Below are 24,108 nucleotides of genomic sequence, written 5' to 3' on the forward strand. Positions count from 1 at the left end.
AGTGACGTGGTGACGGATCAGAACAGCAGCGGGCCGGCGGGCGTACCGGGCGATGTCGGGGCCTGGCTTGGGCAGGTTCTGATTCCGGTCTGGGCGGCCCTGGTCGTCGATCCCGACCGTCCCGGTTTCGTCGAGCTGATGCGGGCGGACGGCACGCCGGACCTCGGCGATCGGCGCACCACCCTGGTCACGGCCCGGCTCATCTATCTGTTCAGCCATGCGCATTGCCTCGACCCGGCCGGGCCTGGACTTGCGGCGGCACGGCACGGCCTGCGCTTCCTGCTCGATCGCTGTCGCGGGCCGGACGGCCAGTTTCGCCATGTCGTGACGGCCGGCGGAGCGCCGATCGACGGCCGCGCCGATCTCTATGACCTGGCCTTCGTGCTGTTCGGTCTTGGCTGGTTCGCTCGCGCCTCCGGCGACCTGTCGGCCCTGGCGGTTGCCGATGAGGTCGCCAGCTTCATCGAGACGCGCCTCGCCCATGCCTCGGGCGGCTTCGCCGAGGACACGCTGGGATCGCTGCCGCGCCGGCAGAACCCGCATATGCACCTGCTCGAAGCCTTCCTGGTCCTGGCGGAGGTGGCGCCGGCTGGTGCCTGGCTCGCCCGGGCGACCGCCATGATCGAGCTGATGCGAACACGCCTGGTCGATGACGAGACCGGTTCGCTCGGCGAATTCTTCACCGAAGACTGGCGGCCGGCGGACGGTTTGAGCGGGCGCATCCGCGAACCCGGCCATCATTTCGAATGGTGCTGGCTGATTCACCACCATGCCCGTCTCAGCGGCGACGGCAGCGCGCTGGCCCTCGCGGACCGGCTGTTCGCCTTCGGCCGCGCCCATGGCCTGGCCGACCGGCCGGCGGGGGCCGCCTTCGACGAGGTCGATCGCTCGGGCGCGGTGATCAAGCCGACCAAGCTGCTCTGGCCGCAGACGGAGCTGCTGAAGGCGCTGGCCGCACGGCAGGAGTTCGGCCGCGACGACGGCACAGGCCCCCGGATCGATCAGGTGCTGACGCTGATCTTCCGGCACTACGTGGACGCGCGCACCGGCCGCTGGCTCAATCAGCTCGACGCGGCGGGCCGGCCGATCCGGGCCGATATCCCCGTGCGCGTGCTCTACCACCTGATGTTTGCCCTCGCCGAGGCAGCGCGGGTCCAGGTGCTGGCGCATGGACCGGCCGGGACCGGCGCCTGACCGGCGCGGGCCCGGATCGGACCAGGTGGGGTCAGAGCGCGCCCAGCGCATAGAGAATACCGCGCAGTTCGGCGAGGCCGCGCAAGCGGCCGATCGCCGGATAGCCCGGGCTGACCTGTTTGGTGAGATCGTCGAGCATGCGATGGCCGTGGTCCGGGCGGAAGATGATGGTCTCGCCCGGCGACCGCTTGCGGTCTTCGGCGACCAGCTCGCGCAGCACGGCGAGCATGTCGACATCGCCTTCGAGATGCGCCGATTCATGGAAGCTGCGGCCGTCGCCTTCGCGCTTGGTCGCCCTGAGATGAGCGAAATGAATGCGCGGAGCAAAATGCCTGACGATCGCGGGCAGGTCATTGTCGGCGCGCACGCCGAGGCTGCCGGTGCAATAACACATGCCGTTGGCGGGCGAGGGCACGGCATCGAACAGGGCGGCATAGTCGTCCGCCGTGGAGGCGATGCGCGGCAGGCCGAACAGTGAGCGCGGCGGGTCGTCGGGATGCAGCGTCAGCTTGACGCCACGCGCCTCGGCCGCCGGCGTCACCGCCTCCAGGAAGCCGATCAGATGGCCGCGCAGTTTCGCGGCATCGATGCCGGCATAGGCGCGCAGCCGGTCGCGAAAGGCCGGAATGGTCAGCGGCTCGGTGGTCGAGCCGGGCAGCGCGCTGGCGATATTGTTGGTCAATTCGGCGATGTCGGCCTCGCTCATCGCCGCGTGAACCTGGCGCGCGCGCTCCTTGTCGGCGGCCGAATAGTCGTTCTCGGCGCCGTCACGCGCGAGAATATGCAGGTCGAAGGCGGCGAAGCGGTCCTGGTCGAAGCGCATGGCGGTGGCGCCGGTCGGGATCACATGATCGAGATCGGTGCGCGTCCAGTCGACCACCGGCATGAAATTGTAGCAGATCACCTTGATGCCGCAGGCGGCCACCGCCTCCATGCTGGCGATCCAGGCCTCGATCTCGGCACGCGCGGCGGCGCCCTGGCGTTTGACCGCATCGGGGATCGGGATGCTCTCGACCACCGACCAGGTCAGCTGGGAGCGGCCGGGAGGAGCGGTTTCGATCAGGGCCTTGCGCGCGGCAACCTCGGCGATGGTCCAGGCGCGGCCGATCGGCACCTCGTGAAGGGCTGACACCACGTCGGTCGCGCCGGCCTGGCGCACCGCGTCGAGCGGCACATTGGCGTGCGGGCCATACCATCTCCACCCCTGACGCATCGTGCTGGCTCTCCTGAAGATCTCTGGTGATGTCCGGCGGTCAGACGAAGCTGTCCGGGAAGGTGCTGCGCAACGAATCAATGTCGGGAATGACCGCGCTGAGGTGCTTGTGCATGGCCGCGCGGGCCGCCTCCACGTCATGGGCCGCAACCGCGTTGCGGATCAGGTCATGTTCGCCCAGCACGAATTCCATGCGGCCGAGCGCCGGCAAGGTGAGGCGGCGGCAGCGGTCGATCTGGATCTTCGCCGGCTTCAGATAGGTCCAGATGCCGGGGTGGCCGGAGATCGCGGCGATCGCCTCATGGAAGGCCTCGTCGGCCTCGTGAAAGGCGTTGAGATCCTGGCGGCCGGCGAAGAATTTCTGGCGGGCCAGGATGTCGTCGAGCCGCGCCATATCCTCCGGCGTTGCCGAAGCCGCCGCACGCGACACGGTGGCGTCCTCCAGGGCCTGGCGGATGATCACGGCTTCCGGGATCAGGCCGACCGGGATACGGGCGACGAAGGTGCCCGACTGCGGAAAGATATCGACGAGGCCGTCCTCGACCAGGCGGATGAGGGCTTCGCGCACCGGCGTGCGGCTGACCCCGAAGCGCTCGGTGAGCATCTTCTCATTGAGGGCCGTGCCGGGCGGCAATTGCATCGAGACCATCGCGGCGTGAAGATCCCGGTAGATCGCCGTGGCGGTGGTCGTGCGTTTCACCGCCGGACTGCGCTGCTGGGCTGACAAAGGGCGTGGCGGCGCGCCCCGCATGGCGAGGCTGCCGGCTTTTTCATCCGATTTTTCGAACAGGCCCACGCGCGCTTGCCCCCGCTTTGATGTTCTTTGCATACTAATATATTGTTTCTCGATCGGCGCCAAGCTACCAAGCGGTCGCGATCTCCGATCCGGACGGCCAGTGGGGGCCTGCGGCAATCGTGCCGGGCTCGTCACGGATGGGTCGGGTTGCAAAGACTATCTGATAGATTAGTATATCAACCTGAGATGCGATCTGAAATCGACAAGGGTCCGGGTCACACGGGCTCGTCGGATCGCCCTCATGAAGGCCAGGAAACGCTAGCCCATGCGCGACGAACCGCACCGACAGGCGATCGAGGGACCGAAGGGTGATGCGCCCCCGCCGGCCAGTGGCGATTGCCGGCTGTACGGCGGCGCCGGCGAAGCCGGCCCCCAATCGAAACAATCATCACCAGGTCGCGCGTAAGGCGCGAAGCCGCTTCGGCGCGGCACCGATGTCCGCCATCATCATTGGACCCGACAACAGGACGTTTCCTCAGATGCTGCTCGCCTCGTCCCCCTTCAAGGAAATCCGGCTGGATCGCGTGAGCCGCGCGTTCGGCAACGTCAACGCCTTGCGGGACGTCACGCTGACGATCGCCAAGGGGGAGTTCATCGCATTGCTCGGGCCTTCGGGCTGCGGCAAGTCGACGGCGCTCAACTGCATTGCCGGGCTCCTGGCGACCACCGGCGGCGGCATCTATGTCGACGACCGGCGCATCGATCAGCTGAAGCCCGAGGATCGCGGCTTCGGCATGGTGTTCCAGAACTACGCGCTGTTCCCGCATATGACGGTGCGCCAGAATATCGGCTTCGGGCTGAAGATGCGGCGCACGCCCAAGGCCGAGATCGACAAGCGGGTCGAGGAGGCGCTCGGCCTGGTTCGCCTGGAATCGCAAGGCCACAAGCTGCCCGGGCAATTGTCCGGCGGCCAGCAGCAGCGGGTGGCGATCGCGCGGGCCATCGTCATCGAGCCGCCTTTGGTGCTGATGGACGAGCCCCTGTCCAATCTCGACGCCAAGCTGCGCCTGGAAATGCGCGCCGAAATCCGCCGCATCCACAACCAGCTCGGCGCCACCACCATCTATGTCACCCATGACCAGGACGAGGCGCTGTCGCTGGCGGACCGGGTGGTGGTGCTGCGCGATGGTTCGATCCGCCAGGTCGGCGCGCCGCACGAGCTCTATGAGGCGCCCGACCATCTCGACGTCGCCGAATTCATGGGCTTCCGCAACCGGCTGACCGGCAAGGTCACCGCGCGCGACGGGACGCGTGCCACGGTGTCGGTCGGCGGCACCACGCTGTCGGGCCATCTGCGCGCCGATCTCGCCGAAGGGACTTCCGCCGTCATCGCGGCGCGGCCCGACGACGTGGCGGCCGGCTCCGGCGGGGCCAATTCGATCGGCGCCACCGTCGAGACGATCGAATATCGCGGCCGGGAATTCGTCGGAACCGCGCGCACCGCCGACGGCCTCGAACTGATCTTCCACGCGCCGCGGCGCGCCGAGATCGGCAGCTCCGTCTCGCTCACGGTCGATCCCGACCGTGCCCTCGTCTTCGGCGCGTGAGGCTCGTCATGGCTCACTCCGATCACGCCGACAGCCCCGGTTTCCGCCAGCGCCTGGCGCTGCGCGGCATCGACGGCATCACGCTTCTCATCCTGCCGGCCGTGCTCTTCGTGCTGGCGATCTTCGTCTATCCGTTCCTCTATGGCCTGCTTCTGTCGTTCACGCCGCGCGAGGGCGGCCTGCTGGCGAACTATCAAAAGTTCTTCGCCGATCCGTTCCTCTACGACACGATCTGGACGACCCTGAAGCTCGCCATGCCGGTGACCATCATCAGCCTGCTGGTGGCGATCCCGATCGCCTTCCGCGTGCGCCTGATGCGCCATCAGCGGCTGCTGACCACCATCCTGGTCCTGCCGGTGACGCTCGGCACCGTGCTGGTCGCCGAAGGCCTGCTCAACTATCTCGGGCCGCAGGGCTGGTTCAGCCGTACCCTCATGCTGATCGGCGCGATCGACCGGCCGGTGAAGCTGACCAACAATTACTGGGGTGTCTTCGCCTCGCTGATCATCACCGGTTTTCCCTTCACCTTCCTGCTGACGCTGTCCTATGTCACCGGCATCGATCCGGCGCTGGAACAGGCGGCCGCCACCCATGGCGCCAGGAGCTGGCAGCGGTTCCGCTTCGTGCTGCTGCCCCTGCTGATCCCGGGACTGGCGATCGCCTTCTGCCTGTCCTTCGTCCAGGCCTTCGCGGTGTTCCCATCCGCCGTGCTGCTCGGCGCGCCGGCGGGCCCGACGCGGGTCATCTCGATCGCGGCCTATCAGGCGGCCTTCGAGCAATATGACTACTCCATGGCCTCGGCCATCGCGATGATCATGGCCGCGGTGCAGCTGGCCATCGTCATCGGCGTGCTGGCCTTGCGCGGCCTGTTCTACCGGGGCGCCACATCGGGCGGAAAGGGCTGACGATCATGATCCGCGATACCACGATCGGAGCCAAGCTCTGGATCACCGCCGTCTGGGTGATCGTCGGCTTCTTCGTCCTCAACTTGCTTGCCGTGATCGCCACGGTCGTCCTGTCGTCGTTTGGCACGCGCTGGCTCGGCACCTGGCTGCCGGCGGCCTTCACCACGCGCTGGTATTTCGCCGCCTGGGCCGAGTTCCAGCTCCACGACGTGCTGATCGTCACCTTGCAGATCGCCTTCACCGTGGTGGCTCTCTCAGGCATCATCGGCGTGCCCGCGGCCTATGCCCTGGCGCGCCGGGAGTTCCCCGGCAAGAAGGCGGTGATGCTGCTGTTCCTGCTGCCCTTGCTGGTGCCGCCGATCACCTTCGGCATTCCCTTGGCAACCGTGCTCTACCAGGCCGGCGTCGGCGGCACGTTCTGGGGCGTGGTGCTCGCCAATCTGGTGCCGACCGTGCCCTTCGTCATCCTGGTGATGATCCCGTTCATCGAGCAGATCGACCCGAAGGTGGAAGCCGCCGCCCGGGTGTTCGGCGCCGACACCTTCCGGCTGTTCATCCACGTGCTGCTGCCCATGCTGCTGCCCGGCATCCTGGCGGCCCTGCTGCTGGTGCTGGTGCGCACCATCGCCATGTTCGAGCTGACCTTCCTGACCTCGGGACCGACCAGCCAGACACTCGTCGTGGCGCTCTATTATTCGGTCTTCGCTTCGGGCGTGCGCGCCGTGCAGTCGATCGACGCCATGGCCGTGGTCTACATGATCTCGACGCTGATCTGGCTCCTGATCGCTCTGCGCTTCGTCAACCCGACCCAGATCGTCGCGCGGGCGAAACAGCAACAGACGACCTGAGACCGGAGCATCTTGTGCTGAAACAAAGCCCTGGCGGGTTCACCCGCCGGGGTTTTTCATGGGCGAGTGTTCTGCTTCCGGGGCTGGCTATGCCGGGGCTGCAGTCTTGCTCAGCCGCGCGCGCGTCGAGACTTGGGCCGGGCCGCCGGAACCGTCTTCGGCGCGTCATCAAATCCGAGTTCGGCGCGCAATTTCTTGGGCAGCGCGCGCGCCACCATCGCGTAGGCATGGCGCAGATAGTCGGCCAGCGCCTCGTCGGGCAGGCCGGGTTCGGCATAGTGCTGCAGCCATTTCAGGCCGCGCGAGGCGAGATAGGGGGCCGGCCGCAGGCCCGGATGGTCCTGGAGCAGCTGATAGGTCATGTCGCTTGCCTTGAAGGTGATCGCGCCGGCGGGCCCGGCCAAGGCGAAGACCTTGCCGCCCACCTTCCAGACATGCGCGCCGCCCCATTGGATGACGCGGGTCGTCGCGGGGAGCGATCCGCACAACAGATCGAAATCTTCGCGGGTCATCGCCGCTCATCCCGCGGCGCGACAGCGGCGGCACGACCCGGAGCGCCGCCCGTCTCGGCCGCCAAAAGGCAGATCCTGCGCGCCACCTGCCACGACTGCTCGAAGGCGGCCACGGGCAGGAACTCGAAACGCGAGTGGAAATTATAGGCGCCGGTGAAGAAGTTCGGTGTCGGCAGGCCACGGGCGGAGAGCGCCGCGCCGTCGGTGCCGCCGCGCATGGGCAGTTGCTTCGGCTCGATGTCGAGCGCCGCCAGCGCGGCGAACAGCAGGTCGACGGAGCGGCGGTCGTCGCCCAGGCTGTCGAGAATATTGCCATAGGTGTCGGTGATCCGGCAGTCGACCCGGCCGGTCGGATAACGCGCGGCGATGGTCTCCGCCGCCGCGGCGAGGCTCTGCTTGCGCTGTTCGAACCGGGTCTTGTCGAAATCGCGGATCATGACCTTCAGGCGCGCTTCGCCGGCATCGGCGGTCATGCCGGTGAACCAGACATAACCCTCGCGCCCCTCGGTGCGCTCCGGCGTCTCGGCGCGGTCGAACATGGCGACGAGATCGAGCGCCATCAGCAAAGGGTTGACCAGGACGTTCTTGGCCGACATCGGATGGGCGCTGACGCCGGTGAAGACGATTTCGGCGCCCGCCGCGTTGAAGTTCTCGATCACCACCTCGCCGAGTTCGCAGCAGTCGATCGTATAGGCGAAATCGGCGTCGAAACGGGCGAGGTCGAGCGCCTTGGCGCCCCGCAGCCCGATCTCCTCGTCGGGGACGAAGGCGACCAGGATGTCGCCATGGCCATCTCCGGGCCCGAGATCCGCCAGAAGCGTCATGATCGCGGCGATGGCGGCCTTGTTGTCGGCGCCGAGCACGCTCGTGCCGTCTCCGACAATGATATCGGCGCCGAGCCAGGGCAGGATTTCGGGATGCTCCGCCACGCGCAGCCAAATGTCGTCTTGCCGGTTGAGGCAGAGATCATGGCCCTCGAAGCGCAGGAGCTGCGGCCGGATCACCGGCGAGAGGCCCGAATCGACCGTGTCGAGATGAGCGATGAAGCCGATTTTCGGCGCGCCCGGTCTATTGCCCCGCTTCAGCGCGGTGACGGTGGCGTGCTCGTCGACGACCACGTTTTCGAGCCCGAGGCCGCGCAACTCCTCGGCGAGCAGGTCGGCCAGCCGCTGCTGGCCGGGCGTGCTCGGCAGCGTCGCCGCTTTGGCGTCGCTCTGGCTCTCGATCGCCAGATAGCGGAAGAACCGCTCGATCAACTGCTCGCGAATGCTCATGCCGGCTCCGTTCGATCCGCAGGACCACGGCGTCGGTCGTGATCGCCGCGAACCGGGTCCGCGAACCTTCTACCCGAAACGACGGCGGCGCCAAGACAAGGACGGCCGGGGGGCGCCCTTGCCGGTCAGACCGGCTGGCTGCAGCTCGGATCGGCGCGGATGATGTCGGCGATCAGTTGCTGGGTCGCCAGCGCCTCCTCGCCGGTCACGCGCGGGTCGCGTCCCCCGGCGATGGCATCCAGGAAGTCGGCGATCAGCGCCCGGTGAGCGTCATGCGGGAAATCCATGATCGCGGCGCCACCGCCGGAATTGCCCTCGGGCGCCATCTCTTCGGTGCGGCCGTCGAGATAGCCGACCGTCAGGCCGCCGCCCGCAAGCGTCGCCGTGCCGGTCGCGCCGATGATCTGCATCGTTTCGGCGGAGCCGGGATAGGCCGATGTCGTCGCGACGAGGGATGCCGGCGCGCCGCCCCGGAGCGTCAGGAGCGCGGTGACGTGGTCCTCGGCCTCCATCCGGTGCAGGCTGGTGCGCCGGACCTGGGAGGCCACCACCGTGTCGACGCCGAGCAGCGAGCGGAACAGGTCGAGGGCGTGGATCGCCTGCGACATCAAGACGCCGCCGCCGTCGCGGGCGAAGGTGCCGCGGCCCTCGGCATCGTAATAGCTTTGCGGCCGCCACCAAGGCACGGTGAGGGAGGCCGCCTCGATCGTGCCGAGGCCGCCTTCGGCCAGGATCTCGCGCAACCTGAGGCTCGCCGGCCGGAAGCGATGCTGCAGCACGACGCCGAGCTTGCGCCCCGACCGCCGGCCGGCCGCGACGATCGCCCCGGCGCGCTCGAGCGTGGTGTCCAGCGGCTTTTCCAGCAGCACGTGCTTGCCGGCGGCAAAACAGGCTTCGGCCACGCTGCCATGGGCATTGGCCGGGGTCAGCACCAGCACGGCTTGAACCGCCGGATCGGCCAGCGCCTTTGCCATGTCGGTGGTGACGGGGAAGGGGAACTGGCCGGCAAAGGCCTGGGTGCGCTGTTCGCTGCGGCTCACCGCCCAGCGCACGTCGACGCGGTCGGCGAGATCGATCAGGCTCTTGGCATGGGGCAGCGACGCCGGGCCGAGGCCGACGATGGCGATACCGGTCTTGGTCATCGGAATGTCCTCAGTTCGGCCTGATATTCAGCACCACCGCGCCGGCCTGGGCTTCCAGCGCCAGGCGGCTGACGGTGAAGACGTGGGCCTGGGCCATGGCGGTTTCCGTGCGGTCGCGGCAATCGGCCAGGAAGCGGCGGAAATAGGTGATCGGCTCGCGCGAGGCGTCGATATGGCGGGTGCCGTGACGGTCGACCAGGAAGACGTGGTCGGTGCCCGGCCGGCCGGCGATGTCGACATATTTGCGCAGCTCGATGGTGCCCTCGGTGCCGAGGATCACCAGCCGCCCATCGCCCCAGGTCGGCAAGCCGTCGGCGGTGAACCAGTCGACGCGGACATAACCGGTGGCATGGGCGCTGCGCAGCAGCACCTCGCCGAAATCCTGGAAATCGGGCAGGTCGGGCACACCGAAATGGCCAATGGCGCTGGAGGCGACGGTTGCGTCTGCCGAGCCGGTGAAGGTCAGGAACTGGTCGATCTGGTGCGAGGCGATGTCGACCAGGATACCGCCGAAATGGGCGGCGTCGAAGAACCAGGACGGGCGGATCGCCCGGTTCAGCCGATGCGGCCCGAGCCCGAGCGTCTGCACCACCCGGCCGATCGCGCCGTCCGCGATCAGGTTCTGCGCGACCGTCGTCGCCGGCACGATGAAGCGCTCGGAAAAGCAGATCGAGAAGATCCGGCCGGTTTCCGCGGCGACGCGCCGGACCGCGTCCAGCTGTTCGAACGAGGTGATACCCGGCTTGTCGGCCATCACGTCCTTGCCGTGGCGCATGGCGGCAACGGCGATGCCGGCGCGCTCGGCCGGCACGGCGGCGGTGATGATCAGGTCGATCGCCGGGTCTTCGAGGAAGACCCGGCGGTCAGTCACTTCGGCAAGACCGGGAAAACGCTCGCGCAAGCCCTCCAGCACCCGCTGGTCGGTGGTCGCGGGATCGAAGCCGGCGCAGGTCGCGCCGGCTTCGATCAGCCCGGAGATCATGTGGTAGATATGGCGGTGATCGATCCCGATAACGGCGAAACGCATGGTCAGGCTCAGCCCCGTCGCTTGGCGCCGCCGACCTCGCGGTCCCATTTCTCGAAGGCGGCGACCAGTGCCGCCGGCTTCAGCGGCGCCTCGACCGGATATTTGGCGATCAGCGCCTCATATTCCGGCCGGCCGAATTCGGCGAGCACGGCGCGGCTCTCGGCGGGCGCCGCGCTCAGCGGCACGTTCTTCACCGCCGGGCCCGGATAGAAATAGCCCTTGTCATAGGTATAGGCCTGTTGCTCTGGCTTCAGCATATAGGACATCAGGCGGAGCAGGGCCGCCACCTTGGGCGTCGGCACGCCCTTCGGGACGCACATGAACTGGGTGTCGGGCACCCAATGCGTGCCGTCGAGCGCGAAGGTCTTGACCTCGGCCGGCACGACGCCCAGCGCGCGCGGGTTGATGTCCCAGCCGAAGGTCGAGACGATCATGTCGCGGCTGCCTTCGGCGAGCTCCTTCATGGTGACGGTGGTGCCGGGCGGGTAATATTCGATGCCCTTGTCGAGCTCCTTCAGATAGGCCCAGGTCTTGTCCCAGCCATTGATCGGATCGGACGGGTCCTTGTCGCCGAGGATGTAGGGCATAGCCATCAGGAAGGTCCAGCCGGGGCCGGAATTGACCGGGCGGGCGTAGCAGAAGCGGCCCGGATTGGCCTTCACCCAGGCGAGCAGCTCGTCGGCATTCTTCGGAACCGTCTTGACCCGGTCGGGCGCATATTCGAACAGCGGGCCGGACGGCGAATAGACCACGGCGACGCCGGCGGTCTGGCCGAAGTTCCGCTGCATCATGAGGGCGCTCTCATGATAGATCTCCTCGGGCTTCGGCATTTCCTCGGCATAGTCCTTCCAGACCTCGATCCAGAGCCCCTGGGTGATGCCGTCGGACATGGCGCCGGGGCCGGTCAGGACCAGGTCGATATCGACCGCATTGGCCTGCTGCTGCGCCTTCAGCTTGGCTGGCAGTTCGGGCGAGGGCGCGCGCGAAAAGATCAGGCGCGAGACGATCCTGGGGTTTTCGCGGGCGAATTTTTCGAGGGCGGCCTGAGTCAGCTGCAGATTGCCGGCGACATCGACGATGTTCAGCGTCACCGGCGACGAGGCCAGCGGCAGGCTGGCGGCCAAGGCCTCGATCGAGGGGAGTGTCATGGTGCCGGCCATGCCGGCGAGCGCCTGGCGCCGCGTGATCCCTAGCATTGTGGTTGTTCCTGTCCGTTTCCACCTGATGACGTCCGGGCCCTTGGATCCGCGTCATCCGACGCGGCGGCCCGGTTGTCTGATATACTAGTGGACCAGCGGCGATTGGCAATCGCCGTCCGGCCGGATTCGCGGGATGGCCACCATGCCGAAACCGCGCGCCGTCAGCCCAGGGCCTCTTCCAGCAGCGAGAGGGCCGCCACCGCGAACAGCCGCATATTGAGGACGCGATCGCCGAGGCCGGTTTCGAGTGTGCGCACCCGTGTGGAGGGACCGCTGATCGCCAGGCAGCTATGGCCGGCAGCGTCGCCATATCGGTTGCCGGTTGGACCGGCGGCGCCGGTTTCCGCCAGTCCCCAGCTGGCCTGCAAAGCCAGACGGGAGCGTTCGGCCAGCAGCTGCGCATAAGGCTCGGAGGACGAGCGCATGCCGGCCATGTCGTCGAGCGATATGCCGAGCAGGGCTTCCCGGGCCGCGGCGGTATAGACCACCGCGCCGCCGAGAAAGTAGCGCGAGGCTCCGGGAACCGCCAGCAAGGTGGCCGAGAGCAGCCCGCCCGTGGAGGATTCGGCGACCGCGATGGTTTCCTTGCGGGCGATCAGGCGGGCCGCGACGCGGCCGGCGACGATATCCAGATCCGTGCTCATCATATCCTTGCTCATGCTCCGTCCTCTTGCCAGGTGCGCCCATCGCGCTCGATCAGGGCGATCGAGGCCGAGGGGCCCCAGGTGCCGGCCGTATAGGGGCGCGGCGGTTCGTCCATATTGCGCCAGGCTTCCAGGATCGGATCGATCCAGCGCCAGGCCGCCTCGACCTCGTCGCGGCGCATGAACAGGGTCTGGTTGCCGCGCACCACATCGAGGATCAGCCGCTCATAGGCGTCGGGATTGCGCGCCTTGAAAGCCTCGGCGAAGGTCATGTCGAGCGGCACGTGGCTGAGCCGGATGCCGCCGGGTCCAGGATCCTTGATCATCAGCCACAGCTTAACGCCCTCGTCCGGTTGCAGCCTGATCACCAGCTGATTGGGAAGGATCGGCCCGACGCTGGCGTCGAAGGCCGAATGCGGCACCGGCCGGAAGCCGATGACGATTTCGGAAACGCGGGCGGCGAGACGCTTGCCGGTACGCAAATAGAAGGGGACGCCGGCCCAGCGCCAGTTGGCCACCTCGGCCTTCAGGGCGACGAAGGTTTCGGTCCGGCTCAGGTCGGAGCCGAGTTCGTCGAGATAGCCCGGCACGGCGCCACCCGAAGAGGCGCCGGCCCGATACTGGCCGCGCACGGTGACGCTTGCGGCATTGCGCTGGTCGATGGGCTTGAGCGCGCGCAGCACCTTGAGCTTCTCGTCGCGCAACGCATCGGCCTCGAGCGAGGGCGGGGGCTCCATGGCGACCAGGCACAGCAGCTGCAGCAGGTGGTTCTGCACCATGTCGCGCAGGGTGCCGGCGGTGTCGTAATAGCTGGCCCGCCCCTCGACGCCGAGGCTTTCGGCCACCGTGATCTGGACGTGGTCGACATGCGCGCTGTTCCACAGTGGCTCAAACAGCGCATTGGCGAAGCGCAGCGCCATCAGGTTCTGCACCGTCTCCTTGCCGAGATAGTGATCGATCCGGTAGACGCGCTCCTCCGGAAACACCTTGCCGATGGCCTCGTTCACCTGGACGGCGGAAGCGAGGCCCCGGCCGATCGGCTTTTCGATCACCACCCGGGCGTCGTTGCCGGCGAGGCCGAAGCGGCCGAGCTTCTCGCAGATCGGCCCGAACAGCTGGGGCGCGGTGGCGAGGTAGTGGACGGGAACGCGGTCCGAGAAGCCGGCGATCATGGTCGCCAGATCGGTCCAGCCGGCCTCGCCTTCGGCATCGACGACGACATAGTGCAGCCGCGCCAGGAAGCGGTCGAGGTCCGGCCCGGCGCCGTCCGAGCCCGGCACATGCTCGACAATGGCGGCGCGGGCGAGGCCACGGAAGTCATCGCGCGTCATCACGCGCCGCGCCACGCCGACAATGACCGCTTCAGCGGGCAATTGGCCGCCGACATCGCGTTGAAACAGCGCCGGCAGCAGCTTGCGGCGCGCGAGATCGCCGGTCGCCCCGAAAACGGTCAGGACGAAGGGCGGCACGGGTATCACGCGGCTGGTCATGCAAAAACCTTTCCCAATCCGATCTCGAGGGCCGTCCCAGCCGGCGCGCCGATCATGCCCTGGACGAAGCGCGCCTGGAAGCTTATCGGCTTCATGCCAGCATGGAGCCAGAGCCGAATGAAAGCCGAAGACACGGATCAGCCCATCATCGCCTTCGCCAGCGCGGCGGAATGGGAAGCCTGGCTCGGCGCGCAACCCAGGACGTCGTCGGGGGTATGGCTCAAATGCGCCAAGAAGGGTTCGGGAATTCCCAGCGTGTCGCAACCGGAAGCGGTCGAGGGCGCGCTGTGCCACGGCTGGATCGACGGCCAGAGCAGCCCGGTTGACAAGGATTTCTGGCTGCTCCGCTTCACCCCGCGCAAGGCGAGGAGCCGCTGGTCCGAGGTCAACCGCACCAAAGCGCTGAAACTGATCGAGCAGGGGCGGATGGCGGCGGGCGGGCTGGCCGAGATCGAGCGCGCCAAGGCCGACGGCCGCTGGGAAGCGGCCTATGCCCCGCAGAGCACCAGCGGCACCCCGGACGACCTGCAGGCCGCGCTCGACGCCAACCCGGCCGCAAAAGCCCTGTTCGATCAATTGGACGGCCGGAACCGCTATTCCGTGCTGCACCGGATCGCGGCGGTGAGAAAGGCCGAGACCCGCGCCCGCCGCATCGAGACTTATGTCGCCATGCTCGCCCGCGGCGAGACCATCTATCCGCGAACGGGCAAACGTTAGCCGCCGGCGGCTTCCAGGCCGGCGATGACCTCGGCATGGTCGACCTGCGGGAAGCTCATGCAATGCAGGCTCGCTGTCGCCGGTCGCCGGCGATCTCGCCGAGCGGGGGCGGACGAGATGCCGGCCGTCGGGACGAGACTTGACGCCGGGGCTCCGTGCCACTCAAGTTCGGCGCGCCCAAATCGCAACGCACCGCCCGGACGGGGGCCCCGGCCGGGTGTGGTGGCCGGCGCGTCGGGATGCATGCGATGAATCAGCGCCGAACCGACCGGGGAATCCTGTTTGCCGACGTGGAAGGCAGCGTGCGGCTGTTCCGCCGCCTGTCCGACCCGGTGGCCCATGACGCGGTCGAGGCCTGTCTCGGCGAAATCCGCCTGGCCGTCGACGAGGCCGGTGGCCAGGTCGTCAAATCGATCGGCGACGGCGTCATGGCGGTGTTCGACGATCTGCCGGCGGCCTGTGATGCGGCGATTGCCGCCCAGCGCCGCCTGAGCGCGCGCCCGAGCGATCGCCAGGTGCCGGATGACGAGGCGACCCGGCTGAGGATCGGCATTCATGCCGGACCGGTCATCGCCGATGCCGGCGACTTCTTCGGCGACACGGTCAATATCGCCTCGCGGCTGGCCGGGGTCGCAAGCGGCGGCGAAATCATCATGGACATGGCGCTGGCCGGCCGGTTGTCATCGGTGCAGCGGCGCATGATGCGACGGCTCGGAACCATCGCGATCAAGGGCGTGACGTCGCCGCGCGCCATTGCCGAGCTGCTGTGGGACGCCAATCCGGTCTCGACCGTGACGGTGGTGACCGATCGGTTGAGCGGGCCGGGATTGGGCGGCCGGCGGCTGGGGCTCGCCTATGCGGAGCGGCGCTGGACCGCGCTCGGGAGCAGCGAGCGGATCACCATCGGGCGCAGCGACGGCAATACCATCGTCATCGCCGAGCCGCGCGCCTCGCGCGATCACGCGACCATCGAATTTCGCGGCGACCTGTGGGTGCTGATCGATCACAGCACCAACGGCACCTCGGTGGCTTTCGCCGACGAGCCGGCGATCATGCTGAAGCGCCAGGAGCTGATCCTGCACGGCCTGGGTGCCATCGGCGCCGGTTTCGATCCGGCTCAGGATCCGACGGCGGCGATCCGCTTCACGGTGCTGAGCACCTGAAACGGGCAGCGGCAGGCGGGTCAGCCGCCGATCAGCACGGTGAAGCAACCGGTGACGATGACGCCGCCGGCAAGCGTGAGATCGGCCATGCGGGCAGCCGGAAGGCCGCCGATCAGCACCGAGGTCGAGCCTTTGATGATCGGATCCGGCAGCGGCACGCAGACGCAGACATCGGTCACGCGCGCGGCCGGCAGGCCGGCGATCAGCACGTTGAGGGCGCCGACCGTGACGATCGGCGTCATGCCCGGCGCCACCATGGGGCAAATGTGCATGTCGGTGAGGCGTGCCGCGGGAAGGCCCATTCGGTTTGTCTCCTCGAGGCGCGGGCGCCGGTCCGCGCGCCAGGCGGACCGGCTGGTCGCGGCTCAGGCCGGCACGCGTGCCGCCAGCCAGTCCTCATAGGTGGTCATGCGAACGTCGATCATGTCGTAATCGACCATCAGGTAGCCGCTGCCGGTGGCGATCACCGCCTCGGGCCGCACCTGCAACAGGTCCTGCGCCATCACGCCGACATGACGCGGGCCGCCCCAGACATAGTCGAAGGCATAGATCGGCAGGCCGCTCGGCGATGTGCCGAGCCGCACGATATTGCGCTTCAGGCGGCGGTCCGACCAGCCGCCGCCGCCACCACCGCCGCCGCCACCGCCGCCACCGCCGCTTCCGCCCCCGTCGGGAATATAGGCGTCCCGGGGCGCCGGCGCGGGAGCCTGCGTAGCCGCGGGTCGCGGCGCGGCCTGCTGCACCCGGCGAGGCTGCTCGACATAGCGCACCGGCCGTTCGCGGACCCGGCGCGGTTCTTCGACATAGCGCGCGGGCCTCTCGCGATAGACGCGCGGCGCCTCGACATAGCGCGCCGGGCCTTCGCGATAATAGGTCCGGCCGGCCCTGGTGGGCGGGCCGTCGACCCATTCGGTCCGATCGCTGACGCAGCCGCCGAGGGCCACCCCCGCCGCCAGGATGCATGCGGCCGCGGTTGTCTTGCGCAGGTTCGACATCATTACCTCCGTTGTCGGTAGAGAGGGTCGCCCATTCGTCTCAGAACAGGTCGATGCGCGGATTGCGTTGCTCCCAGCCTCGCCGCGCCAGGGCGACGAGCCGGTCATCGAGCGAGGCGGTGCCGGCGGTTGCCGCGTCGGCGCCGTTCAGCTGGCGCAGCAGCCGCTGCTCCACCTTGCGCTTGTCCTCGTCGGACAGGCGCTGGAGCATCTGGCGAGCATTGTTGTCGGGATCGCCGACGCCCGGACGATTGAGGGCGGTCGCCAACGCGAAATAATAGCCGGCGTCGACCGTGTTGCGCAGGCGCCCGGCGCCCTGCAGCGCCAGCCGGCCGCGGTCGAAGGCGCCCCAGTAGTCGCCGCGCTCGGCGCCGCGCTCGAACCAGGTGGCGGCCAGCGCCTCGTTGCGCGGCACGCCGGCGCCGTCGCGATAGAGACGTGCGACATTGGTCGGAGCATAGGGGTGTCCGCCCGCGGCGGCCCGGACGAAGTAGTCCATGGCCTTTTTCAGGTCGCGCTGGACGCCGGTGCCACGCAAATAGGCGATGCCGACATTGTTGAACGAATAGATATCGCGCCGCTCGACGCCGGCCTGGTAGAAGCGCATGCCGCGCTCGGTATCGGCGGTCATGCCCGAGCCGGAAGTGAAGATGTAGCCGAGTTCGTTCATCGCATAGGTGTGGCCGAGATCGGCCGCGCGCAGCATCATGGTCAGGCCATTGCTGACGTCCTTGTCGACGCCGCGGCCATAAAACAGGGCCTTGCCGTAGTCATAGATGCTGTAGGGATCGCCGCGATCGGCGCCGCGCTTGAACATTTCCACGGCGGCGGTCTCGGAGGCCGGCCGGCCGACGCCGAGCCGATTGAGGTAGCCGATCTGATAGAGCGCGCGGACATGGCCACGGTCGGCGGCCGCCTCGACATGGCGCCAGCCCTCGGCGACGGCTCGCGCGGCGAGGTGAGCCCGGCCGAGCTGGAACTCGAACCGGGCGATCCCGGGATATTGCGCGACGGCCTCGGTGCAAGCCTTCAGCGCCGCCGGCGGGTCGATCTCGTTGGGCAGTCGTCCCGGCGCCACGCCTTGCAGGTCGAACGGTTCGGCCGCGGCGGCATCGCAGGGATGGATCACCGGGCGCGCCGCGAAGCCCGAGGCGGTGCGGCGGTCGCCGGTGTCGAGGGTCAGCCGGAAGGCCTGCGCCTGGCCCTGGGTGCCGATCTGCGGCTCGAAGGTCAGGCTGGTGATCTCGCCGAGCGGCAAGGTCGAGCCGGTCTCGACCACCTTCTCGCCGGCACGCAGCATGCCGGTCGCCGGAACCTCATTGAAGGTGACGTTGAGCACTTCGCCGCTGGGAATGCCGCGCGGCTCGGGCAGGCGCAATGGCACCGGCCCGACGCCGATCGGGATTTCAGGGGCGGAGCGCTGCAGCAGCGCGACATAAGCGTGCGCCTCCTGGTGGCGCGGCGGCGCCGGCGCGGGGCGGGCCTGTTGGGCGACCCGGGTGGACGAGCGCGCCATCTGGGCGGCTTCGGTTACCGACACCGCGATGGCGCCCTGGCTCGACTGTTTCCAGGGATCGGACACGGCATAGGTCAGCAACTCGACGTGACCGGCAGCCGCGGTCCCCGGATCGAAGGTGAGATGGGCGAGCTGGGCGATCTGGATCGGCCGGCCCGGTTCGACCGGGCGCCCGTCGACCAGCAGCCTGCCGGTTTCGGGAGTGCGGTCGAAGGCGACCGTCAAGGGCGCGCCCGACGGGCTGCGCGGCGTCGGCAGGTCGATCGGCGCCGGGGTTGCTCCGGCCACGACGTTCAGCCGGTGGATCGCCGCGGTCACCGGCGCGCCGGGCAGGCGCAGCATGAAGAAGTCGTCGACCAGCGACGAGTTCTCCCAGGGGATCTGCTGGCCGTTGGTGGCGGTGATGACGTCCCGGCGAACCTGGGTCAGCATCTGCCGGACCTCCAGATTGGGGGTCAGGGCCCGGCGCACGAAGGCCTGGGTGTAATGGCTGAGATCGCCGCTGCCGTCATAGGCGACGCGGCCGGGTTCGGTCGAAAACGCGAAGAGGCTGCCATTGCCGGAGAGTGCGCGCGACGGCGAGGCGGCGCTGGCCGGGCGGGCGAGGCCCTGATTGCCGGTGGCGCGCTCCAGCCGGTCGGCGATCCAATATTGCTCGATCCGGAACGGGTTGTCCCGGCAGGCGTCGAGGAACACCAGCTGCATCTTCGAGTTTTCGCGAATGTAATTGTAGATATTGTCGATCATGACGGCTTCGATTTCGACGTCATAGGGCGTCGACAGCCTGGCATCGACCGGGATCAGGTAGTTGTGGCCGGCGATCTGGACACCGTGGCCGGAATAATAGACGAGACTGACATCGGCGTTCTCGACCGAGCGCAGGAATGTCTTGGTCAATTCCTCGAACTGGATACGGGTCAGGTCCCGGCCGTAGATGACCTCGAACTGCGCGGAGCGGAGAACCGCCACCACCTCGCGCACGTCGTTGGTCGGGTTCCTGAGCTTCGGCAGGTGGGCGTATTCGGAATTGCCGATGACCAGGGCGACGCGCTTGCCGGTGGTCTGCGCCAAGGCCCCCTGAACCGTCGGGAGGGATGTCAGGACGACCGCGATCGCAGTCAGGACCGTCAGGGCAAAGCAACGCGCGATCGCGCGCAAATTGTCACGTTGTGCTATCATTTCTCGCCTCGCCACGTTGTTGGCCTTGCGGAAAAGGACGGTCGCACTGTCATCACGATGTAAGGTGTCATGACGATGAACCAATGCTTGGGGAGCGTCAACGATTGCTCGTTCAAATCAGGAAGATGGTCCGTGCGCTGGCGCACATGACGCAGAGTTGAGTGGCGTTATGACATGCACCGCAAAGATGCTGCCGGCACGACGGAGATGTCGATGCGAGCCGCCAGCGCCGGTGCGACGGATGGAAGGCGAGGCCAATTGCCGCCCGTCCGAAATTGACAGTACGGGCATCGAGACCTAGCTTTTTTAGTAAAGTTGACCCTCAACCGCTGAAAACTGCCATGTGGAAGGCCGGTTCTCCAGGTTCCGCTTCACGCAGCCGCCCGGGCAATCTTGCGGGCACGCGAAATAATTCGTCGGTTCGTGAATTTTCTGTCGGCACCGGCACGATATTTGTCGTCATATTCGTTTTCGGGCTGGTCGCCGCCTGGGGCGCCGGCATGACTTACTTGCTGTTCGCCGGCAACAAGCTGGCGGCGAGTGCGGTTGCCCGAACCTCGCAATTGCAGGACCTGCATGAGCAGCAGGTGGTGGAATATCGCCGCGCCCTGACCGCGGCGAAGGCCGAGGCGAACCGGGCTCAGCGCGATCTCGACCGGATGAGCCTCGACCGCACCGGCGTCGAAGGGCGGCTGATCGATCTCGCCCGGCGCCAGAGCCAGATCGAGACGCGGCAATCGGCCTTTGTCCGGCTGACCGAACAGATCGGCGGAGCGCCGATCGCGGCGCTGAGCGCCGGGCTCGGCCGCGCCAGCGGCACCGATGCCGTTCCGGTTCCGGCGGCGCGTCCGAGCGCGCTGCGCGAGAGGACGCGCTCGCTGCTGCCGCTGGCGGAAGAGCCGGACACGGACGTCAATCTCGACCCGGATGCCGAGCCGGCCGAGCTGCCGCCGCCGGAGGCCCAGCATGGCGAAGCCGACAGGCCGCGGCTCGGCCAGGCACGGGCGATCGCCGAGGCGCCAGGCCGGCCGCTCTTGCCCGGCGGGCTGACCCTTGCCGAACGCGACGTGTCGCAGGTGGTCGAACTGCTCGACCGGCGTATCAAGCGGCTCGAAACGGATCAGGTCCGCGCGGTCCAGGCCATGGGCGCGGCAACCCAGGCGCGCGCCAACCTGCTGCGCCAGGCGGTCGACGTCGCCGGCCGCGAGCTCACCGACATCGTCGAGCCGGCGCGCAACCGGGCGGCGGCCTCGGTCGCAGTGGTGGCGCGCCAGGGGCCGGAAGATGCCGGGCCCTTCGGGCTTGCGATCACCGCGATCCGCCAGAATGTCGCGACCATCCGGCGCCTTTCGCCGACCATCGAGACCCTGCCGCTGCGCCGGCCGGTAGGGCCGGAGAGCCGCGTCTCCAGCCGTTTCGGCCCCCGGTCCGACCCCTTCCTGGGCACGGCCCGGATGCATGCGGGACAAGATTTCGCGGCCGCCACGGGGACGCCGGTCTTCGCCACCGCCGGCGGTGTCGTGCTGTCGGCCGGCTGGGGCGGCGGTTATGGCAACCTGGTCCAGGTGGACCATGGCAACGGGCTGGTGACCCGCTATGCGCATCTCTCCGAAATCCTGGTCAGCCAGGGACAGCCGGTGGCGGTGGGCGCCCGGGTCGGGCTGGTCGGCTCGACGGGACGTTCGACCGGTGCGCATCTGCATTATGAAACGCGCCTGCGCGGCACCTCGAACGATCCGATGCGGTTCCTGCGCGTCGGCGAGGAGCTCGGCATGAGCCTGCCGAGACCGCGCCAGGACTAGGATTTTGGTGCGAGCCAGTCGTGGATATCAGGGACCAGCCCGGGCAAGACGATGTGTCAGCTTCGGGCTGTCCCGAGACATCGGAAGGCGTCCTGCGGCCGGAGGTCCAGTGCGCGCTCCTCGACGGCGCTTCTCGTCTTGGCCGGGCTTGGCCCGGCCATCCGCGCTGCTTCTGGGGAACGGCGCATTCGGGGTTGGGCCGGGCAGGGAAACAGGAGGCCACAGGCTCCGGGCGTCGCCTGGCCCCGCCGTCTCGGGACCTTCCGGATCAGGCTGCGCCGGCCGACGTCTCGTCGGGTGGCATGACCGGGTCACCGAGTGCCTGCATCAGCCGGTTGGCATTGGCGAACATGGCGATGGAATGGATGAGATCCAGGATCTCCAGATCGCCGAGCCCAGCCGCCCGCAAGGGCGCGAGGTCGGCCGCGGTCATGGCGGTCGGGTCCTCGGTCAGCTTGGCGCTGAAGGCGATGATGGCATCCTGACGGGGGTCGAAGGACGCACCGAGCCCCTCGTCGAACAGCCGCTGCATGACCTCCGGCTTTTTGGTGAGCTCGGCATAGCGGCGGGCGTGCACCGAGGTGCAATAGACGCAGCCATTGACGATCGAGACGATGGCGGTGGCGAGCTCGCGCTCGGCACGGGGCAGCCCGCGTGGCGCATACATCACGCTCTTGAACAGCGCGCCTCGGTGGGCCAGCGACCCCGGATCATGGGCGAGCGTCAGCAGATAGGGCGAATGGCGCTGGTTCGCCGGAGCGGCGTCGAGTGCGGCGATCTGCTCCGTGGTCGCCTGGTTCTCGTCCAGCGGCGGCAGGCGGGGGTCCCAATCGACCGGGGCGAGGGTGAAGCGTGTCATCGGGCTGCCTCCTGCCTGAGGATCCGCAGGCCGGCGAGGACGCGGGTTTCGTAGGTCATGAAGGCGATCAGCTGGGTGACCGCCACGATGTCGCGCGCATCGAGGCCGAAGCCGCGCAGCCGCGCCATCTCCTGGCCATCGGCCCGGTCCGGCGTGCTGGTGACCAGATCGGTGAAGGCGAGCAGCGCCTGCAGGCGCGGGGTACCGGAGGCCGCCCCTTCCACGGCCGCGATGAGATCGTGCGCGGCGGCGGCGTCGAGCACGGCCCGGAAATGCGCGGCGAAAGTCTCGTCGCGTTCGATCCGGGCGACGCGCAGCGCAATCGCCGCGCGCTCGGCATGGCTGACATGGCCGGGGTCGGGCGGATCGACGAGCGCGTCATAGGCTCCCTGCATATGGGCCCGGATGTCCGGGCGCTGCCGGCGAAGGAGCGCCAGCGGCGAGGCCGGGGCGATGCCGGCGAGCCGGTCGATCAGATCAGGGCCATCGGCCTCCGCACTCATATGTCACCTCCCAGGCAGATATCGCGGATATGGCGATCGGTCACGGCTCGACGTCCGCCTCGGCATCGGTCCATTCGTCACCCAGCAGTTCGGGCTTGTCATAAGCGACGAGCTGATCCCAATGGCGCTCGATATCCCGGCAGAACAATTCGCCCGCAATGGCCTCGGCGAGCCATGTCGCGCCATCGCTGACCTTCGGAATGTCGCCGCTGACCTTGCCGAGGCTGAGCGTCGCGGCATGGTTGAAACAGTGAATGTCACGCAGGAAGGGGGCCGCGCCGGCGCTCCGCTCCTCGAAGGCGAAATGCGGCGACAGGTAGGGAAAGCTTGCCAGTTCGGCGCTGGCGAGTTCCGGCGGCGGCGTGTAGCGGTCGGCCCAGGTGGCGATCGCCGAGGCGAAGACGGACAGCTCCGGACGCTCGCCGATCTCGACCGTGAAGCCGGTGCCGAGGATCAGGAAATCGGTCTCGAAGGCGCGGCCCCTGGCCGTCTGCAGCCGCAGCGCGCCGGCGACTTCGGTGAGCCCGGCCAGGCCGGAATTGAGATGGAAGCTCGCATTGGGATGCCGGCTGACGCGTTGGGTGGAATTGCGCGGCGCCGGCGTCTGCATCCGCTCGGCATAATGCATGAAGCGCCAGCGCCAGGCGTCCGAGAGCATGGGATAACCGAGCGTGAAGCCCTGGCTGCCGATGCCCATGAGCTTGTTGATGCGCGGCATCTCGGCTCGCCGGACCAGCACCCGGACGCTGGCCGCGCCGTGCTCGAGCGCTTCCGCCGCATTGTCCATGGCCGAGGCGCCGCCGCCGATCACCGTCACGCGCCGGTCCCGCAGGGCGTCGAAGTCGATATCGTCGGAGGAATGGGCCCAGAGCGCGGGCGACACGGCATCGACAAAGGCGGGGACGAAAGCACGGCCAAGGCCTGCGCGGCCGGTCGCGAGCACGACCTTGCGGGTGAAGATCGCCGGCCCGCCTGCGCGATCGAGCCGGATCAGCCCGGCCTGCGGCACGATGCCGGTGACCTCGACGTCGTTTTCGACCGGCAGGCCGATCACCTGGCGATACCAGGCGAGATAGTCCATCCAGAGTGGTCGCGGGATCCGATAGAGCTCGGACCAGGCCGTTTCGCCGAAACGGGCCTCGTACCAGGCCCGGAAGGTCAGGGCGGGCAAGCCGAGTGCCGGGCCGAGCAGCTCCTTGGGCGAACGCAGGGTCTCCATCCGCGCGAAGGTGATCCACGGCCCCTCGCGCCCGGCCGGGCTGCGATCGAGGATGCGGATGTTGCGCACTCCCGAGCGGATCAGCGCGAAGCCGGCGGCGAGCCCGGACATGCCGGCACCGATCACCACCACATCACTCGCCGGTGTGCCGTCCGGCGCCGATGTCGGCGGCACCCAGTTCTGCGGCGGCACGTTGAGGCAGGACAGATCGTAGCCGAGCCTTGCTTCGAGCGCCGCGAGGCCGGCGGATTGCGGCGCGGCAGCCGGGTCGGCCGATGTCCCAGGCAAGGGCTTGGCGATTGCGGAGGCACTCATGGCGCCGAAGGTAGTGGCGGTGCGCGGGCGTGTCCATGAGCGCGGTCAC

At 68.2% G+C, this 24,108-nt stretch carries 22 protein-coding genes; 7 read left to right on the forward strand and 15 right to left on the reverse strand.

The window, feature by feature from the left end; genetic code table 11:
* Positions 1 to 9: 9 nt before the first annotated feature.
* Positions 10 to 1,194 (forward strand): AGE family epimerase/isomerase, encoded by a 1,185-nt coding sequence (locus tag AC07WJ_RS06065; RefSeq protein ID WP_494933608.1) that lies wholly within the window; start codon positions 10 to 12, stop codon positions 1,192 to 1,194.
* Positions 1,195 to 1,225: 31 nt separating this feature from the next.
* Here the strand turns inward: AC07WJ_RS06065 and uxuA are convergent, their stop codons facing one another.
* Positions 1,226 to 2,407 carry a mannonate dehydratase gene (gene uxuA / locus AC07WJ_RS06070; protein WP_494933609.1) on the reverse strand — a complete coding sequence of 394 codons (1,182 nt, stop codon included), beginning with the start codon at positions 2,405 to 2,407 and terminating at the stop codon, positions 1,226 to 1,228.
* 40 nt (positions 2,408 to 2,447) lie between these two features.
* Entirely contained in the window at positions 2,448 to 3,158 is a 711-nt protein-coding gene (locus AC07WJ_RS06075; RefSeq protein WP_494933845.1) for a GntR family transcriptional regulator, read from the reverse strand.
* Positions 3,159 to 3,682: 524 nt separating this feature from the next.
* Between AC07WJ_RS06075 and AC07WJ_RS06080 the strand changes: the two genes are divergently transcribed.
* Genes AC07WJ_RS06080 through AC07WJ_RS06090 form a run of 3 tightly spaced genes read left to right on the forward strand, consistent with a single transcriptional unit; the run spans position 3,683 to position 6,503 of the window.
* The gene (locus tag AC07WJ_RS06080) at positions 3,683 to 4,750 is read left to right on the forward strand and encodes an ABC transporter ATP-binding protein (protein WP_494933610.1); all 1,068 of its coding nucleotides are present in this window, start codon (positions 3,683 to 3,685) and stop codon (positions 4,748 to 4,750) included.
* 8 nt (positions 4,751 to 4,758) lie between these two features.
* The gene (locus AC07WJ_RS06085; RefSeq protein WP_494933611.1) at positions 4,759 to 5,655 is read left to right on the forward strand and encodes an ABC transporter permease; all 897 of its coding nucleotides are present in this window, start codon (positions 4,759 to 4,761) and stop codon (positions 5,653 to 5,655) included.
* A 5-nt stretch (positions 5,656 to 5,660) separates the two neighbouring features.
* Positions 5,661 to 6,503, forward strand: a complete 843-nt coding sequence (locus AC07WJ_RS06090) for an ABC transporter permease (protein ID WP_494933612.1) — start codon at positions 5,661 to 5,663, stop codon at positions 6,501 to 6,503.
* A 110-nt stretch (positions 6,504 to 6,613) separates the two neighbouring features.
* Here the strand turns inward: AC07WJ_RS06090 and AC07WJ_RS06095 are convergent, their stop codons facing one another.
* The 7 genes from AC07WJ_RS06095 to zwf all read right to left on the reverse strand — a co-directional run bounded on the left by AC07WJ_RS06095 (position 6,614) and on the right by zwf (position 13,701).
* The gene (locus AC07WJ_RS06095; protein WP_494933613.1) at positions 6,614 to 7,015 is read right to left on the reverse strand and encodes an MmcQ/YjbR family DNA-binding protein; all 402 of its coding nucleotides are present in this window, start codon (positions 7,013 to 7,015) and stop codon (positions 6,614 to 6,616) included.
* Positions 7,012 to 8,289 (reverse strand): peptidase T, encoded by a 1,278-nt coding sequence (pepT, locus tag AC07WJ_RS06100; RefSeq protein ID WP_494933614.1) that lies wholly within the window; start codon positions 8,287 to 8,289, stop codon positions 7,012 to 7,014. Before pepT ends, AC07WJ_RS06095 begins: the two co-directional genes overlap by 4 nt.
* Positions 8,290 to 8,414: 125 nt before the next feature.
* Positions 8,415 to 9,431: a Gfo/Idh/MocA family protein gene (locus AC07WJ_RS06105; protein ID WP_494933615.1), complete on the reverse strand. Its 1,017-nt coding sequence runs from the start codon at positions 9,429 to 9,431 to the stop codon at positions 8,415 to 8,417.
* 10 nt (positions 9,432 to 9,441) lie between these two features.
* A complete protein-coding gene (locus tag AC07WJ_RS06110) occupies positions 9,442 to 10,458 on the reverse strand; it encodes a Gfo/Idh/MocA family protein (RefSeq protein WP_494933616.1) in 1,017 nt (338 codons plus the stop codon).
* 8 nt (positions 10,459 to 10,466) lie between these two features.
* Entirely contained in the window at positions 10,467 to 11,654 is a 1,188-nt protein-coding gene (locus AC07WJ_RS06115; protein ID WP_494933617.1) for an extracellular solute-binding protein, read from the reverse strand.
* Positions 11,655 to 11,818: 164 nt separating this feature from the next.
* Entirely contained in the window at positions 11,819 to 12,316 is a 498-nt protein-coding gene (locus AC07WJ_RS06120) for a CinA family protein (protein ID WP_494933618.1), read from the reverse strand.
* Positions 12,313 to 13,701, reverse strand: coding sequence for a glucose-6-phosphate dehydrogenase (gene zwf, locus AC07WJ_RS06125; RefSeq protein WP_494933846.1), 1,389 nt, complete (start codon positions 13,699 to 13,701; stop codon positions 12,313 to 12,315). The genes AC07WJ_RS06120 and zwf overlap by 4 nt, the downstream gene beginning before the upstream one ends.
* On the opposite strand from zwf, the gene AC07WJ_RS06130 reads away from it, so the two are divergent.
* Entirely contained in the window at positions 13,582 to 14,508 is a 927-nt protein-coding gene (locus tag AC07WJ_RS06130) for a YdeI/OmpD-associated family protein (RefSeq protein WP_494933619.1), read from the forward strand. The two genes, zwf and AC07WJ_RS06130, sit on opposite strands and share 120 nt — an antisense overlap.
* Positions 14,509 to 14,756: 248 nt before the next feature.
* Complete coding sequence (locus tag AC07WJ_RS06135; protein ID WP_494933620.1) at positions 14,757 to 15,671, forward strand: adenylate/guanylate cyclase domain-containing protein; 915 nt, start codon at positions 14,757 to 14,759, stop codon at positions 15,669 to 15,671.
* 20 nt (positions 15,672 to 15,691) lie between these two features.
* Here AC07WJ_RS06135 and AC07WJ_RS06140 read toward each other — a convergent pair whose 3' ends face one another.
* The 3 genes from AC07WJ_RS06140 to AC07WJ_RS06150 all read right to left on the reverse strand — a co-directional run bounded on the left by AC07WJ_RS06140 (position 15,692) and on the right by AC07WJ_RS06150 (position 19,361).
* Positions 15,692 to 15,973: a PAAR domain-containing protein gene (locus AC07WJ_RS06140; protein WP_494933621.1), complete on the reverse strand. Its 282-nt coding sequence runs from the start codon at positions 15,971 to 15,973 to the stop codon at positions 15,692 to 15,694.
* Positions 15,974 to 16,036: 63 nt separating this feature from the next.
* Positions 16,037 to 16,666, reverse strand: a complete 630-nt coding sequence (locus AC07WJ_RS06145) for a tail fiber domain-containing protein (RefSeq protein ID WP_494933622.1) — start codon at positions 16,664 to 16,666, stop codon at positions 16,037 to 16,039.
* A 40-nt stretch (positions 16,667 to 16,706) separates the two neighbouring features.
* On the reverse strand, positions 16,707 to 19,361 hold the full coding sequence (locus AC07WJ_RS06150) for a caspase family protein (protein WP_494933623.1): 2,655 nt from the start codon (positions 19,359 to 19,361) through the stop codon (positions 16,707 to 16,709).
* Positions 19,362 to 19,861: 500 nt separating this feature from the next.
* Here AC07WJ_RS06150 and AC07WJ_RS06155 point away from each other — a divergent pair, with 500 nt between their 5' ends.
* Positions 19,862 to 21,163 carry a peptidoglycan DD-metalloendopeptidase family protein gene (locus AC07WJ_RS06155; RefSeq protein ID WP_494933624.1) on the forward strand — a complete coding sequence of 434 codons (1,302 nt, stop codon included), beginning with the start codon at positions 19,862 to 19,864 and terminating at the stop codon, positions 21,161 to 21,163.
* Between the two features lie 268 nt (positions 21,164 to 21,431).
* Here AC07WJ_RS06155 and AC07WJ_RS06160 read toward each other — a convergent pair whose 3' ends face one another.
* The 3 genes from AC07WJ_RS06160 to AC07WJ_RS06170 are packed head-to-tail and all read right to left on the reverse strand — an operon-like array spanning position 21,432 to position 24,059.
* On the reverse strand, positions 21,432 to 22,022 hold the full coding sequence (locus AC07WJ_RS06160) for a peroxidase-related enzyme (protein WP_494933625.1): 591 nt from the start codon (positions 22,020 to 22,022) through the stop codon (positions 21,432 to 21,434).
* Positions 22,019 to 22,525, reverse strand: a complete 507-nt coding sequence (locus AC07WJ_RS06165) for a CMD domain protein (RefSeq protein ID WP_494933626.1) — start codon at positions 22,523 to 22,525, stop codon at positions 22,019 to 22,021. Before AC07WJ_RS06165 ends, AC07WJ_RS06160 begins: the two co-directional genes overlap by 4 nt.
* A gap of 40 nt (positions 22,526 to 22,565) precedes the next feature.
* On the reverse strand, positions 22,566 to 24,059 hold the full coding sequence (locus AC07WJ_RS06170; protein WP_494933627.1) for an NAD(P)-binding domain-containing protein: 1,494 nt from the start codon (positions 24,057 to 24,059) through the stop codon (positions 22,566 to 22,568).
* Positions 24,060 to 24,108: the final 49 nt, after the last annotated feature.

The organism is Phreatobacter sp. GW821-FHT04C01 (genome assembly GCF_059420385.1).

Bases quoted from the DNA above. Each gene is read 5' to 3' on its own strand.
- AC07WJ_RS06160 (WP_494933625.1), bottom strand. From the start codon at position 22,022: ATGACACGCTTCACCCTCGCCCCGGTCGATTGGGACCCCCGCCTGCCG.
- AC07WJ_RS06080 (WP_494933610.1), top strand. From the start codon at position 3,683: ATGCTGCTCGCCTCGTCCCCCTTCAAGGAAATCCGGCTGGATCGCGTG.
- AC07WJ_RS06120 (WP_494933618.1), bottom strand. From the start codon at position 12,316: ATGAGCAAGGATATGATGAGCACGGATCTGGATATCGTCGCCGGCCGC.
- uxuA (WP_494933609.1), bottom strand. From the start codon at position 2,407: ATGCGTCAGGGGTGGAGATGGTATGGCCCGCACGCCAATGTGCCGCTC.
- AC07WJ_RS06165 (WP_494933626.1), bottom strand. From the start codon at position 22,525: ATGAGTGCGGAGGCCGATGGCCCTGATCTGATCGACCGGCTCGCCGGC.
- AC07WJ_RS06110 (WP_494933616.1), bottom strand. From the start codon at position 10,458: ATGCGTTTCGCCGTTATCGGGATCGATCACCGCCATATCTACCACATG.
- AC07WJ_RS06085 (WP_494933611.1), top strand. From the start codon at position 4,759: ATGGCTCACTCCGATCACGCCGACAGCCCCGGTTTCCGCCAGCGCCTG.
- AC07WJ_RS06105 (WP_494933615.1), bottom strand. From the start codon at position 9,431: ATGACCAAGACCGGTATCGCCATCGTCGGCCTCGGCCCGGCGTCGCTG.
- AC07WJ_RS06130 (WP_494933619.1), top strand. From the start codon at position 13,582: ATGCTCGACAATGGCGGCGCGGGCGAGGCCACGGAAGTCATCGCGCGT.
- pepT (WP_494933614.1), bottom strand. From the start codon at position 8,289: ATGAGCATTCGCGAGCAGTTGATCGAGCGGTTCTTCCGCTATCTGGCG.
- AC07WJ_RS06090 (WP_494933612.1), top strand. From the start codon at position 5,661: ATGATCCGCGATACCACGATCGGAGCCAAGCTCTGGATCACCGCCGTC.
- AC07WJ_RS06115 (WP_494933617.1), bottom strand. From the start codon at position 11,654: ATGCTAGGGATCACGCGGCGCCAGGCGCTCGCCGGCATGGCCGGCACC.
- AC07WJ_RS06135 (WP_494933620.1), top strand. From the start codon at position 14,757: ATGAATCAGCGCCGAACCGACCGGGGAATCCTGTTTGCCGACGTGGAA.
- AC07WJ_RS06095 (WP_494933613.1), bottom strand. From the start codon at position 7,015: ATGACCCGCGAAGATTTCGATCTGTTGTGCGGATCGCTCCCCGCGACG.
- AC07WJ_RS06145 (WP_494933622.1), bottom strand. From the start codon at position 16,666: ATGTCGAACCTGCGCAAGACAACCGCGGCCGCATGCATCCTGGCGGCG.
- AC07WJ_RS06140 (WP_494933621.1), bottom strand. From the start codon at position 15,973: ATGGGCCTTCCCGCGGCACGCCTCACCGACATGCACATTTGCCCCATG.
- AC07WJ_RS06170 (WP_494933627.1), bottom strand. From the start codon at position 24,059: ATGAGTGCCTCCGCAATCGCCAAGCCCTTGCCTGGGACATCGGCCGAC.
- AC07WJ_RS06075 (WP_494933845.1), bottom strand. From the start codon at position 3,158: ATGCGGGGCGCGCCGCCACGCCCTTTGTCAGCCCAGCAGCGCAGTCCG.
- AC07WJ_RS06150 (WP_494933623.1), bottom strand. From the start codon at position 19,361: ATGATAGCACAACGTGACAATTTGCGCGCGATCGCGCGTTGCTTTGCC.
- AC07WJ_RS06155 (WP_494933624.1), top strand. From the start codon at position 19,862: ATGACTTACTTGCTGTTCGCCGGCAACAAGCTGGCGGCGAGTGCGGTT.